Source organism: Photorhabdus machadonis (genome assembly GCF_052657765.1).
The window spans coordinates 1,455,364-1,468,021 of sequence record NZ_CP199761.1; the positions used below are offsets into that span (position 1 = coordinate 1,455,364).

14 protein-coding genes are annotated in these 12,658 nt (G+C 44.4%); 11 read left to right on the forward strand and 3 right to left on the reverse strand.

The window, feature by feature from the left end:
• The 7 genes from agaV to ACUN2T_RS07365 all read left to right on the forward strand — a co-directional run bounded on the left by agaV (position 1) and on the right by ACUN2T_RS07365 (position 6,310).
• Positions 1-483, forward strand: a complete 483-nt coding sequence (gene agaV / locus ACUN2T_RS07335) for a PTS N-acetylgalactosamine transporter subunit IIB (protein WP_445496907.1) — start codon at positions 1-3, stop codon at positions 481-483.
• 11 nt (positions 484-494) lie between these two features.
• Positions 495-1,280 (forward strand): PTS N-acetylgalactosamine transporter subunit IIC, encoded by a 786-nt coding sequence (agaW, locus tag ACUN2T_RS07340; protein ID WP_445496908.1) that lies wholly within the window; start codon positions 495-497, stop codon positions 1,278-1,280.
• Entirely contained in the window at positions 1,270-2,163 is an 894-nt protein-coding gene (locus ACUN2T_RS07345) for a PTS system mannose/fructose/sorbose family transporter subunit IID (protein ID WP_021323155.1), read from the forward strand. Before agaW ends, ACUN2T_RS07345 begins: the two co-directional genes overlap by 11 nt.
• A gap of 21 nt (positions 2,164-2,184) precedes the next feature.
• The gene (gene agaF / locus ACUN2T_RS07350; RefSeq protein ID WP_445496909.1) at positions 2,185-2,619 is read left to right on the forward strand and encodes a PTS galactosamine/N-acetylgalactosamine transporter subunit IIA; all 435 of its coding nucleotides are present in this window, start codon (positions 2,185-2,187) and stop codon (positions 2,617-2,619) included.
• A gap of 9 nt (positions 2,620-2,628) precedes the next feature.
• On the forward strand, positions 2,629-3,483 hold the full coding sequence (locus ACUN2T_RS07355) for a tagatose bisphosphate family class II aldolase (RefSeq protein WP_445496910.1): 855 nt from the start codon (positions 2,629-2,631) through the stop codon (positions 3,481-3,483).
• A 58-nt stretch (positions 3,484-3,541) separates the two neighbouring features.
• A complete protein-coding gene (locus tag ACUN2T_RS07360) occupies positions 3,542-5,434 on the forward strand; it encodes an enterotoxin (protein WP_445497827.1) in 1,893 nt (630 codons plus the stop codon).
• Positions 5,435-5,770: 336 nt separating this feature from the next.
• Positions 5,771-6,310: a cysteine hydrolase family protein gene (locus tag ACUN2T_RS07365; protein WP_445496911.1), complete on the forward strand. Its 540-nt coding sequence runs from the start codon at positions 5,771-5,773 to the stop codon at positions 6,308-6,310.
• Positions 6,311-6,440: 130 nt separating this feature from the next.
• Here the strand turns inward: ACUN2T_RS07365 and speD are convergent, their stop codons facing one another.
• The 3 genes from speD to ACUN2T_RS07380 all read right to left on the reverse strand — a co-directional run bounded on the left by speD (position 6,441) and on the right by ACUN2T_RS07380 (position 8,586).
• A complete protein-coding gene (speD, locus tag ACUN2T_RS07370) occupies positions 6,441-7,235 on the reverse strand; it encodes an adenosylmethionine decarboxylase (RefSeq protein WP_445496912.1) in 795 nt (264 codons plus the stop codon).
• A gap of 28 nt (positions 7,236-7,263) precedes the next feature.
• Positions 7,264-8,127, reverse strand: coding sequence for a polyamine aminopropyltransferase (gene speE, locus ACUN2T_RS07375; RefSeq protein ID WP_445496913.1), 864 nt, complete (start codon positions 8,125-8,127; stop codon positions 7,264-7,266).
• Between the two features lie 111 nt (positions 8,128-8,238).
• Complete coding sequence (locus ACUN2T_RS07380; protein ID WP_118986483.1) at positions 8,239-8,586, reverse strand: YacC family pilotin-like protein; 348 nt, start codon at positions 8,584-8,586, stop codon at positions 8,239-8,241.
• Positions 8,587-8,794: 208 nt separating this feature from the next.
• Between ACUN2T_RS07380 and cueO the strand changes: the two genes are divergently transcribed.
• From cueO to hpt, 4 genes are all read left to right on the forward strand, one after another.
• A complete protein-coding gene (gene cueO / locus ACUN2T_RS07385; protein ID WP_445496914.1) occupies positions 8,795-10,339 on the forward strand; it encodes a multicopper oxidase CueO in 1,545 nt (514 codons plus the stop codon).
• A 264-nt stretch (positions 10,340-10,603) separates the two neighbouring features.
• A complete protein-coding gene (locus tag ACUN2T_RS07390) occupies positions 10,604-10,828 on the forward strand; it encodes a hypothetical protein (protein ID WP_445496915.1) in 225 nt (74 codons plus the stop codon).
• 6 nt (positions 10,829-10,834) lie between these two features.
• Positions 10,835-11,608, forward strand: a complete 774-nt coding sequence (locus tag ACUN2T_RS07395) for a hypothetical protein (RefSeq protein WP_445496916.1) — start codon at positions 10,835-10,837, stop codon at positions 11,606-11,608.
• A gap of 380 nt (positions 11,609-11,988) precedes the next feature.
• Complete coding sequence (gene hpt / locus ACUN2T_RS07400; RefSeq protein ID WP_445496917.1) at positions 11,989-12,525, forward strand: hypoxanthine phosphoribosyltransferase; 537 nt, start codon at positions 11,989-11,991, stop codon at positions 12,523-12,525.
• The last annotated feature ends 133 nt before the right edge of the window (positions 12,526-12,658 follow it).

Genomic DNA, 12,658 nt, shown 5'->3' on the forward strand with positions numbered 1-12,658 from the left:
ATGTCGATACCGAATATTTTAATGACCCGAATTGATAACCGGTTGGTGCATGGTCAGGTAGGTGTGACCTGGACCAATTCACTGGGGGCCAATTTAGTATTGGTGGCTAACGATCAAGTTGCCGGTGATTTGATGCAGCAAAATCTGATGGATATGGTGGTTTCCGATGGGATTCAGACCCGTTATTTCACGCTGCAAAAAACCATTGATGTGATCCATAAAGCGGCTGAACGTCAGAAAATTTTTATCGTCTGTAAAACACCGCAAGATGTATTGACGCTGGTTAAGGGAGGGGTACCGATCCGATTTGTTAACGTGGGCAATATGCATTTTGCCGAAGGGAAGCGCCAGATCCATAAGACTGTTTCGGTTGATGATAGTGACGTAGTGATATTTCGTGAACTAGAGCAACTGGGTGTTACCTGTGAGATAAGGCGGGTACCGGATGAAGCGGGAGAGCTTATCGATAAACTGTTGTTCTAAAGAGGTGAGTTATGCTGATTGATGCGATATTGATTGGATTACTGGCCGGGTTGGCGGGAGTGGATCTGTTTGACGGATTGACCCATTTTCACCGCCCAGTGGTGATTGGCCCGCTGGTTGGGTTGATTTTAGGGGATGTACAGACGGGTTTGCTGGTAGGGGGGACGCTGGAGCTGGTCTGGATGGGAATGGTGCCACTGGCTGGCGCTCAACCGCCAAATGTGGTGATTGGCGGGGTGATTGGTACCGCATTTGCCATTTTGACTCAGGCCGATCCTAAGGTGGCGATTGGTATAGCGGTACCATTTTCCATTGCGGTACAAGGCTGCATTACGCTGTTGTTTACCCTGTTCTCGCCCATGATGCATAAATGCGATCAGATGGTGAAAGAGCTGAATTGGCGCGGTGTGGAACGTGTGAACTATCTGGGTATCACTATTCTGTTTTGCTTCTACTTTATTGTGGCGTTTTTGCCCGTCTATTTTGGTGCCGACGCTGCCAGCGTCATGGTGCAGAAAGCGCCGCAGTGGTTGTTGGACGGATTGGCCGTTGCCGGCGGAATGATGCCTGCCATTGGTTTTTCCATGCTGATGAAAATCATGATGAAAAAGACCTACATAGCCTATTTCATTCTGGGCTTTATTTCGGTCACGTTCCTTAATATGCCGATTATTGCTGTAGCACTTGGCGCATTGGCGATCGCATTAATTGATTTCTTTAACCGTTCCCGTATAGAAGATGCAGCTGAACGCGGCGCACCTACCACCCAGTCTCAGGAGATGGAAGATGGCATTTAACGACACCGATGCTGCTATGGCAGCTAAAGCTGAGAAAAGGATGGCGCAGGCACTGGCAACCAGTCAGGTTGAGCAGGATGACTATCAGGATAGTACGCCGGGTGAAGAGCTGACTAACCGTGATCTGAATCGTATGGCGTGGCGCTCCCTGTTGTTACAAGCATCATTTAACTATGAGCGTATGCAGGCGGGAGGCTGGTTGTACACCTTGATCCCTGGGCTGCGTAAGATCCATAAGGATCCGCAAGATCTGGCGAATTCTATGAAGATGCACATGGAATTTATCAATGTACATCCGTTTGATGTCACCTTCCTGTCCGGGTTGGTGCTGGCAATGGAACGGAATAAAGAGAAAATTTCTACTATCCGTGCCGTGAAAGTCGCGTTGATGGGGCCGCTGGGCGGGATTGGTGATGCGTTGTTCTGGTTGACGCTGTTACCCATCTGCGCTGGGATTGGGGCATCTCTGGCGCTACAGGGCAGTCTGTTTGGCCCCCTCGTATTCCTGTTGCTGTTCAATATCGTACATTTTGGCTTGCGTTTTGGTCTGGCTCATTATGGTTATCGTACCGGAACCAGTGCGCTGGTATTGCTAAAAAAACATACCAAAAAGATCTCCCATGCGGCATCAATCGTCGGAATGACGGTGATCGGGGCATTAGTGGCTTCCTATGTTCATCTTTCGACACCGGTGGTGGTCAACGCCGGTAAGGCCAGTGTGGCGTTGCAGAAGGATGTGCTGGATAAACTGATGCCTAATTTATTGCCGTTATGTTTTACCCTGCTGGTATTTTGGCTGATGAAAAAAGGGTTTTCGCCGGTCAAGTTGATTGGCTTGACGGTGGTGATCGGCATTGTGGGTAAATTTGTTGGTTTTCTTTAACAAGCATACTGAGGGGATGACATGTTAGGTATTGTAATCACCGGTCATGGGCATTTCGCCAGTGGTTTGTTGCAGGCGGTGGAACAGGTCGTAGGACAACAGCCCCAATGTTGTGCTGTCGATTTTCCTGAAGGGATCAGTACTGAAAAATTGTTGGTGTTGCTGGAGGCAGCTTGCTCTGCCTGTGATAGCGGTGATGGTGTGATTATTCTCAGTGATTTACTGGGCGGATCACCGTTTCGGCAGGCGGCACAATTGGCGATAGCCAATCCACGTTATGAAGTTATCACCGGAACTAATATGCAGTTGATGGTAGAAATGATGCTGGACCGTGAAGATATGGCGCTGGAAACCTTTCGTGATATGGCGCTGGAATGTGGGCGGCGGGGATTGACCAGCCTGTGGCATGAACAACAGAAACGGCGATATGACAGCCTGAATCTGGATGGCATTTAAGGAGCTTATATGTACCTGATTTCCAGTCGTCAAATGCTGAAAAAGGCTCTGCGTGAAGGTTATGCGGTTCCTGCTTTCAACGTCCATAATCTGGAAACTATCCAGGTGGTAGCGGAAACCGCTGCCCGCCTGGCATCACCGGTTATTCTGGCGGGTACGCCGGGCACTTTCAGCTATGCTGGTACTGACTACTTGGTGTCGATCTGTCAGGAGGCGGCCCACCGCCATAATTTGCCGCTGGCGTTGCATCTTGATCATCATGAGGAATTGGCGGATATCAGCAATAAAGTGGCGGCGGGTGTACGTTCTGTGATGATCGATGGCTCGCATTTACCGTTTGAAGAGAATATTCGTAAGGTAGCTGAGGTGGTGCGATTGTGCCACCGCTATGATGTCAGCGTGGAGGCGGAATTGGGGCGACTGGGAGGTCAGGAAGATGATTTGGATGTTTCCAGTGCCGAGAGCTTCTTTACCGATCCGCTGGCGGCGAAAGCGTTTGTCGCCCGTACTGGTATTGATTCGCTGGCAGTAGCGATAGGTTCTGCTCATGGTTTGTATCATGGTGAACCCCATCTGGATTTTGAACGGCTGGCGGCGATCTGTGCACAGGTGGATATTCCACTGGTGTTGCATGGTGCATCGGGTATCCCTGAGGTGATGATTCAGCAGGCGATTGGTCTTGGTATATGTAAAGTCAATGTGGCGACTGATCTGAAAATTGCTTTTGCTGACGCGGTAAAAAGCTATTTCATTCAGCACCCGGATGCTAACGATCCACGTAAATATATCGTGCCGGGAAAACAGGCTATGCAGGCAGTGGTTGAAGAAAAGATCCGGATTTGTGGCAGTGCAGGTAAGCTGTAATAGTGAAGATTCTATTTTTTCGTTTATCTGATAGAAGGAAACCGCTGTGAAAATAAGAATGTTGAATAAAATCACGCTTGGCTTGTTAGCTGGTTCCGTGTTGTGTAGTACTTCGGTTTGGGCGGATAGCTGGCAACTGGAGGGCGAGAACTACCGTGTGGCTGTTAGCGACGAACTCGGTAAAGTCACGCAACTGAAATTTGAAAATCCGAAAAACCACGATCAAATTATCACTGCCAATCCGTTTGAAATAACCCTGAAATCAGGGGAAACGCTTGCGGCTAAAGATTTTCAGGTCACTGATATCAGTAAAAAGAACAATCGTATTATCGTCTCCCTGGAACATGGCGACATTCAGGTAAAAAATATTATTACCATGGAGGATAAAGGTAAGTATGGCTCGTTTGAAATCGCCATTACACCACAGAAAAACGCATTGGAGATACGCTCTGTTTTATTGATGCCGTTTCGCGCTAAAGCGCCTTTTATTCACGGGGCTATTACCAGTTCACCGATTATCAGCGACAGTTTTTTTGTTATTCCTGGCAATCCATTGATTAGCACTGAGGCTTATGAAGGCGGGATTGCGCAAAAAATTGCACTCTCCATTCCATTAGAGCCGGGGAAGACGCTGAACTATAAAACTTATGTTGGTGTCTATCAGGAAGGGCAGTTACGGCGCAACGTCAATGAGTTTCTTAACAACGCCCGTCCGCGTAAATACAGTCCTTACCTGCATTACAACTCTTGGTACGATATTGGTTTCTTCAATCCTTATACCGAACAAGAGGCGTTGACCCGTATCAGGCAGTTTGGACAGGAATTGGTGACTAAGCGCGGTGTGACGCTGAACGCTTATCTGTTTGATGATGGTTGGGATAACCTCAAAGGCAACTGGGGCTTTAGTCAGGCGTTTCCACAAGAGTTCAAGAACCTTAAACAGGCAGCAGATAAATACCATGCTCATTTGGGGATCTGGCTTTCCCCTTGGGGCGGTTATGGTAAACCCCGCGATCAGCGGGTTTCTCATGCTGCGGAGTTTGGTTATGAGGTGATCGATGGCAGATTCGCGCTCTCAGGCCCTAATTATTATGCCAATTTCCACAACAGAGTGCTTAACCTGATTCAACGACAGAATGTATCCATGTTTAAACTGGATGGTACCGGCAACACTGATCGTGTGATTAAAGGCAGCTCATTCACCAGTGATTTCGATGCGGCTATCCATCTGATTGAAGATATGCGCAGTGCAGGAGATGATCTGTTTATCAACCTGACGACAGGTACTAAAGCCACGCCTTCTTGGCTGTTTTTCGCAGATTCGATTTGGCGTAATGGTGATGATGTTAACTTTTACGGTAAAGGTTCTAAAGTGCAGCAGTGGATCACTTACCGTGATGCGGAAACTTATCGTAATGTCGTAAGAAAGGGGCCGCTGTTCCCACTGAATTCGTTGATGCTGCATGGCATTGTTTATGCTAAACAGGCTAAACATCTGGATAAACAATCACCCAAAGATTTTGCCGATCAGGTCTGGAGCTATTTTGGTAGCGGTACTCAGCTACAGGAGTTGTATGTGACGCCTGAGTTGTTGACTACAGGGGATTGGGATACGCTGGCGAGTGCGGCGAAATGGTCAATGAAAAACAAAGAGGTACTGTTTGATACGCACTGGATTGGTAAAGATCCGACTAATCTGGAGGTGTACGGTTGGGGAGCCTGGAGTTCGGAAAAATCAATTATTACTTTGCGCAACCCTTCTGATAAAGTGAAGAAATATTATTTGGATCTGCAAAGTGATCTTGAATTACCTGATAATCAACCTTCCGTGTATAACGTTAAGATAGACTACGGTAATAATAGCGCTGTACCGAGATTTATTAATCAAGCGGTACTGATTACCCTGCAACCGTTGGAGACGTTAACGTTTTCTCTGACACCATCGAAATAATGATAGTGTGATTAAACCGCCCTGGATAAATTATTTATTCAGGGCAGTTATTATTTAGGAAACTATTGTAACGGTATTTTTTTATTGTGGTATTTAGGCGAATTTCAGCGGATCAGATCACACTAATTGAAAAACATGATTTCATTATCTCTAAGATGCTTATATCCGTTATCTTTCAAGTTGCCTCTTTGTTGGCTGTGCTCATTCACCCCGGTCACATCGTTATCTATGCTCTCGGGGATTCGCTCCCTTGCCGCCGCGATGCATCTTGAAATCCATAGGGTATATATTTAAATATAATTGTTTTTGTACGAATAAACTGAAAAGGCAAAAATAATGAAAGCGTTGATCGTAATTGACATGCTGAACGATTTTGTTACAGGAGCACTCGCTAATGAAGTAGATGCGATGAAAATTGTACCGGTAATCAAGCGGCTGATTGATCATGCCCGGCCCCAACAGGGGTGGCTGGTGGTTTATGCTAATGATGCTCATCGAACGAATGATCGGGAAATGGGGATTTGGGGCAGGCATGCAATAGCCGGAACGCCGGGTGCTAACGTCATTGAGGCACTGGTTCCTATTGGGGCAGATCGTGAAATTGTTTCGCCCAAGCGATTTTATGGGGCTTTCGATGGCACCGATCTGGAAGATGTTTTTAAAGAATATGGTGTAACGGAGGTTGTGTTAACCGGCCAGCATACTCATTGTTGTGTCAGGCATACCGCCTATGGCGCGTTTATACGCGGTTATCGCATCAAGGTCCCGTCAGACGCAGTGTGTGTCTTTCCCGGTGTTGATCAGCAGGCGGCCCTTGATTATCTTAAAGCCATTTACGGTGCTGAAATTACAACGAGTACCGCGTTAGGTGTGTAATAGAGGATAAACTATTAATATAGTTAATTAATTTGGCTGTTATGGAAGAAAAAATTATAGCAGCTAAAAATTGATCTGGCAGATATCTGAAAATATTGGCATCTGCCAGTTGAATATAATTTAGTAAAATTTAAATGTCTGGTAAATTACGGCCGTAATAAATTTCTTGTATCTCTTTTTTTAAGAGATGGGTAATTTCCAGTTTTTCAGTTTCACTTAATTGCTCTGGTGTGGCATTAAATAAATAATCATTCAGGTCAAATTCTTTTAGCATCATTTTTGTATGAAATAAATTTTCTTGATAAATATTGACATCCATCATGTAATACTGTGATTGTACTTCTTCGGTCATATAATTCTGAATAGAACTGATTTCGTGATCAATATAGTGCTTCACGCCATTCACATCTCTGGTGAAACCCCGCACGCGATAATCCATCGTGACAATATCCGATTCCAATTCGTGGATCAGATAGCTCAGCGCTTTGAGAGGTGAAATAACACCGCAGGTTGAGACTTCAATATCAGCCCGGAAAGTGCATATGCCACCGCCCGGATGACTCTCTGGGTAAGTGTGAACACAGATATGGCTCTTATCCAAATGAGCAACGACAGAGTCGGGTAATGGACCGGGATTTTCAGTATTGTCCACATCCTTTGGATCCATTGGTTCTTCGCTGACGAGTATAGTGACACTTGCTCCTTGTGGCTCATAGTCCTGGCGGGCAATATTCAGAATATTTGCACCAATGATCGAACAGGTTTCGCTGAGAATTTCCGTTAAACGATTAGCGTTATATTGTTCGTCAATGTAGGCGATATAACTATCCCGATCGGCTTGGCTTTTTGCATAGCAGATATCATAAATACAAAAACTCAGGCTTTTTGTCAGGTTATTAAAGCCGTGCAATTTCAGCTTGTGCAATTTATTTCACCTCCTGGCTCATGGGTGATTATGGGTTCTTGGATAGTGCATCCAGCAGATATTGCGGTAGGGCAAAGCTACCTGCGTGAACGGCTGGGTTGTAGTAGCGGCAGGTAAAGCCTGCGGCATTAAAACGCTGTTGCAGTGTTGCCAGATCCACATGACGTAATGCCGGGTTCTGACTTGCCCATGCAAAGGTCATTATTCCGCCGTAATAGGTTGGGATGGCAGCCTGATAGAAACTGCTGTCGGCGAAATAGTTGCTCAACTTTTTATGGCTGGTTACCGCTTCATCCTGTTGCAGGAAACAGACACCATTCTGGGCAACAAAAATGCCACCTTCATTCAGACAGCGCCGACTACCTTGATAGAATTCAGATGTGAATAATCCTTCTCCAGGCCCGATCGGATCAGTGCAGTCAGAGATAATGACATCGAATTTCTGATCGGTGGTGTTAACGAAATTAACACCATCGTCAATGACTAGGTTGAAGCGCGGATCATCATAAGCACCGGCATTATGGTTAGGCAGATATTGACGGCAGAATTCAACTACGCTGGCATCAATTTCAACCATAGTAACGTTTTCAAGGTATTGATGACGACAGACTTCGCGTAGCATACCGCCATCACCACCGCCGATAATCAGCACGCGTTTGGCGTTCCCGTGGGCGAACAGAGGAACATGAGCCATCATTTCGTGGTAGATAAATTCATCACGTTCAGTCGTTTGTACTGTGCCATCCAGCGCCATGATGCGGCCTAACTCCGCATTTTCAAAGATAATCAAATCCTGATGCTCAGTTTTATCGTGATAAAGGACTTTATCAACCGAAAAATACTGTCCAAAATTGGCGTGCAGGGTTTCGTACCAAGTTTCTTTTTGTGACATGCTGCGGCTTTCCTCCACTGTGATGGCTGTGAAAATTGGGCTCCTATAATAGCCAACAATTTTCACAGTTGCACGGTGAAATTTACCCCTTAAGGGGTATGAGGAGAAGGACTATTTAACGTAGGCAAACAAGCTTAATGAATCTCTGGCGAGGGCATGGCACTTTATCGCATTGGAGAGGTAAATACCTTTCAGATCCTGGTAACTTTCTTCATTGAGTCTATCCATCAATTGGCTGTTGTAATTGGTCAAATCCCACTTATTACGCTGAGCGAAATAGATAATGGCCCGCTTAATTTCCCGGTCAGGGATTTGGCTGTAACCACAGTCATATTTCAGATAGATAAACACCGCTGTCAGATCCGCCAGATCTTCAGCTTCATTTTCTGTCAGTGCTTTTGCGGGGTGGGAAAAACCGAAAAGAACTAATATGTAAGTCAATAAGGCTAATTTTCGCATTTGTATTATTATAATGAATGAATTCATGTCGGCTTACGTTAACATATTAATATCTTTGTCCGGTAAAATTTATTTTTTAAAATTATTGTAAAGATCGATTTAAATCACATGCCCATTGCTTGACCTTCCTGTAAGGGGAACCTTTACGTTGCTGCTATGTGTTGTTTTTTTATTGTCTATTTTTTGCCGGTTTAATTAGGAAGTTAATATGCAACGACGTGATTTTATTAAATTAAGCGCTATTATAGGTGTCTCCGGTATGTTACCTGTATGGAGCCGTTTCTCCTTTGCTGAACCTTATCCTGCACTACCCATCCCTCCACAGTTAGAGCCCGATGCGGCAGGTAAAATTGCTATTGAAATCAAAGCAGGGCAATCCCGTTTGCGGGCGGGGTCGGTGACTCAGACCTGGGGTTATAACGGTGATTTACTTGGCCCGGCACTGAAATTAACTTCAGGTAAACCTGTCACTATTGATATTCATAATCATCTGCCGGAAGAGACGACTGTTCACTGGCACGGCTTGGAAATTACCGGGGAGGCTGATGGTGGTCCACATGCGATGATTGCGCCAGGTGGAAGCCGAACCGTTAGTTTTACCCTTGAACAACCGGAAGCAACTTGCTGGTTCCATCCGCATACACATGGTAAGACGGGTTATCAGGTGGCAATGGGGCTTGGTGGATTAGTACTGATTGAAGATGAGAATAGCATTAAAACGGGTTTGCCAAACCAGTGGGGGATGGATGATATCCCGTTAATTTTTCAGGATAAACGCTTGAGTAAAGAGGGCCAGATTGATTATCAACTGGATGTGATGAGCGCCGCAGTTGGTTGGTTTGGCGATATGATGCTGACCAATGGCGTTGTTTTACCCCAGCATATTGCACCACGCGGTTGGTTACGCCTGCGTTTGTTGAATGGTTGTAATGCCCGCAGCCTGAATATCGCTGCCAGTGATGGCCGAGAATTGTATGTTGTTGCCAGTGATGGTGGCTTATTAGCGGAGCCGGTTGCGGTTAATAAGTTACTAATACTGGCGGGAGAGCGTTTTGAAGTCGTGGTGAATACTTCGGATGGAAAACCTTTCGATCTGGTGACGTTACCGGTGGTTCAGATAGGCATGACATTACCGCCGTTCGATCAGCCATTGCCCGTTTTGCGCATTCAACCTCAGCTTTTTTCCAGCCGTACAATACTGTCTGAGCAGCTTGCCACTCTTCCTGTTCTACCTTCCTTAACGGGCTTGAATAGACGTAATTTGCATCTGGCGATGGATGGTCGTCTGGATATGCAGGGGATGATGCAGTTGTCTCAGCGCTATGGTGAGCAAGCGATGGCAGGTATGGGAATGCATCATGGGAATATGAACCACGGAGATATACATCATGGTGGTGAATTCAATTTCCATCATGCGAATACGATTAACGGATTGGCTTTCTCCATGGCAGAACCTGTTTTTGATGTTAAACAGGGGCAATATGAGCACTGGGTGATTTCGGGTATTGGCGATATGATGCTGCATCCGTTCCATATCCACGGTACCCGCTTTCGCATTTTGAGTGAAAATGGCCGTAAACCTGCCGCTCACCGCAGTGGCTGGAAAGATATTGTTCATGTGGAAGGTAAGGAGAGTGAAGTATTGGTTCAGTTCAATCATACGGCGGGAGCTAAACATCCATTTATGGCGCACTGTCATCTACTGGAACATGAGGATACCGGTATGATGCTGGGTTTTACTGTTAGTCAATAATCTTGCTAACAGATTGACTCTGACTTGGCTTATCAGGGGCGGCCTCATTGTGCCTTATAGTCCATAGTTATGTAGTCTTTTCAATGAATTATTGTTATAGGATGTACATGATAGAATAAAGGTTATACGCAATTGCTTCTATTATGGACTGGTGTCGATAGATGTTTAATCAGTAGTAAATGGACACAACAAAGTATTGTCAGTGATTACCGCAGGTATTAGACTATGATACAGTTGGTTGTTACTCAGTGAAGGAGAGGTAGAATGTCTAGTTTTTTCAAGAACATGGTATGTGCTCTTGTTTCTCCGGAAAGGGTGATGGCACGTCTCGTTGGCGCACATAAAGAAACGTGTTCTGATGCTGATCAGAAAGATGAAAAGTTCATCATTAATCGTTCTGGAACGGTTACTCTGAATCGTTGTAATCCTGATGTTCAACGGGCTTTCGCTTTAAACGTTGAGTGGTTGAGTACTAAAAAAGAGGGATAACCATCAATGTGGGCAGCTGTGGTTATTGTTGTTTTAGTCTGTGGTTATGTTTATACAAATAGTCATCTACCCTCTAGATTTAAGCAAAATAAGGCCATTGGTTGGAACGCTTACTTTGAAGTAGCACGACAAGGTGGCTTTTTTCTTCTCTCAGGTTTTTGTCTGGCTTTAACACTGAGTTGTTTAATCTTTGCTGTTATGATGCTACTGAACATCCCTGTATATTTTGGTGCAAAATATATCCCTTTTACTTTTGCGCATGATTTGTTCAACTCCCGGTTAGTGGGGTTGAGTGTTTTTTCTCTTCTTATCTTAAGTCTTACCGTGTTGATAAGTATCAGTGCATCCTATAACGCAGAGAAAGATTTTAGAAATCCTGAAAAGCGCAATGGTATTTTTAAAGAAATTGCATCTAACAGTGCTATTGAAAGCCTTCTTTTGGAATCAATTGAAAGTGGTCTGTTGTTGTTAATTACTTTAAAGTCGAGAAAAGTTTATGTTGGAATGGTTGATGAAGCGAGATTTCATCATTTGGATACCGATACTATCGTTATCATTCCTTTTATGAGTGGTTACAGAGATAAAGATACGCTGACATTTTGTGCCGAGCATAATTACGCTGATCATTACAGGAATGAAGGTATTACACTAACTTCAAAGCCTTTGAGTGTGTATCAGTTTCGCCATGTTCTTCCGCTTGAGCAGATAGAGTCTCTATCGCTTTTTAATCCTGAAACCTATGATAAGTTCCAGGAAGTTATTAAAGATAAATCTAATTGAGGTAAAACGTCTTAAATAGGTTTTGTAGTTCATCAGTCCGAAGAAATTTAACAAGATAGACTTGGTCGTCTCTTTTTCTTAATGTTGTTCGGTACATGGCAGATAAATATGGAAACTTTGCGTTTTCTATGAGTAAAGAATAGCAACAACAGCTGGTGTTACTTGGAGTATTTTAGTTTGTCATGGGCTATTGAATGATGGAGGCATCATGACTGAAAGGGGGCGTAAAGTTTCCTATTTCAATTTTATTTGTAATGATGCTTCTAAGTGTTATTTTATCCGTTCAAAAGAACGGCGTATCAATCGGTATACCAATAATCATGATTTTTACTGCGTTTTATCATGATTATTATTTTTAAAAACAATTGGTTATATTTATAATGAAACACACTGTAGAAATTATGATCTCCGAACAGGGGGTTAAGCAACGTATCGCTGAGTTGGGAAAACAGATCACTGAACACTATCGTGACAGTGGCAGCGAGCTGGTTATGGTTGGGTTACTGAGAGGCTCATTTATTTTTATGGCTGATTTGTGCCGTGAAATTCAGGTTCCTCATGAAGTGGATTTTATGACGGCTTCCAGTTACGGCAGTGGTATGAATTCCACCCGCGATGTAAAAATTCTTAAAGATCTGGATGAAGATATTCGTGGCAAACATGTGCTGATTGTGGAAGACATTATTGATTCAGGTAATACTCTGAATAAAGTGCGTGAAATTCTGGCACTGCGTGAGCCCAAATCACTGGCAATTTGTACTTTGCTTGATAAACCTTCCCGCCGTGAAGTTGATGTTCCGGTTGAGTGGATTGGTTACTCAATTGAGGATAAATTTGTTGTGGGTTACGGTATTGATTATGCGCAGCATTATCGCCATTTGCCTTATATCGGGCATGTGATTTTGTTGGAAGAGTAATTTTTACAGAATCTGAAAATGGTAGCTTTCGGGCTGCCGTTTTTGTTTCGTGATTCAGGAATGATATATAGGGCTGCGCCCCTATCTGCATTTCGGCATGGCACTTAATATGGCTTCCAGTCGTAGAACCATA

What these genes read in the sequence shown, in the direction of transcription:
- agaV (WP_445496907.1), top strand. Translation starts at nt 1, where the DNA reads ATGTCGATACCGAATATTTTAATGACCCGAATTGATAACCGGTTGGTG.
- ACUN2T_RS07380 (WP_118986483.1), bottom strand. Translation starts at nt 8,586, where the DNA reads ATGCGAAAATTAGCCTTATTGACTTACATATTAGTTCTTTTCGGTTTT.
- ACUN2T_RS07360 (WP_445497827.1), top strand. Translation starts at nt 3,542, where the DNA reads ATGTTGAATAAAATCACGCTTGGCTTGTTAGCTGGTTCCGTGTTGTGT.
- ACUN2T_RS07365 (WP_445496911.1), top strand. Translation starts at nt 5,771, where the DNA reads ATGAAAGCGTTGATCGTAATTGACATGCTGAACGATTTTGTTACAGGA.
- agaW (WP_445496908.1), top strand. Translation starts at nt 495, where the DNA reads ATGCTGATTGATGCGATATTGATTGGATTACTGGCCGGGTTGGCGGGA.
- agaF (WP_445496909.1), top strand. Translation starts at nt 2,185, where the DNA reads ATGTTAGGTATTGTAATCACCGGTCATGGGCATTTCGCCAGTGGTTTG.
- speE (WP_445496913.1), bottom strand. Translation starts at nt 8,127, where the DNA reads ATGTCACAAAAAGAAACTTGGTACGAAACCCTGCACGCCAATTTTGGA.
- ACUN2T_RS07345 (WP_021323155.1), top strand. Translation starts at nt 1,270, where the DNA reads ATGGCATTTAACGACACCGATGCTGCTATGGCAGCTAAAGCTGAGAAA.
- ACUN2T_RS07355 (WP_445496910.1), top strand. Translation starts at nt 2,629, where the DNA reads ATGTACCTGATTTCCAGTCGTCAAATGCTGAAAAAGGCTCTGCGTGAA.
- cueO (WP_445496914.1), top strand. Translation starts at nt 8,795, where the DNA reads ATGCAACGACGTGATTTTATTAAATTAAGCGCTATTATAGGTGTCTCC.
- ACUN2T_RS07390 (WP_445496915.1), top strand. Translation starts at nt 10,604, where the DNA reads ATGTCTAGTTTTTTCAAGAACATGGTATGTGCTCTTGTTTCTCCGGAA.
- ACUN2T_RS07395 (WP_445496916.1), top strand. Translation starts at nt 10,835, where the DNA reads ATGTGGGCAGCTGTGGTTATTGTTGTTTTAGTCTGTGGTTATGTTTAT.
- hpt (WP_445496917.1), top strand. Translation starts at nt 11,989, where the DNA reads ATGAAACACACTGTAGAAATTATGATCTCCGAACAGGGGGTTAAGCAA.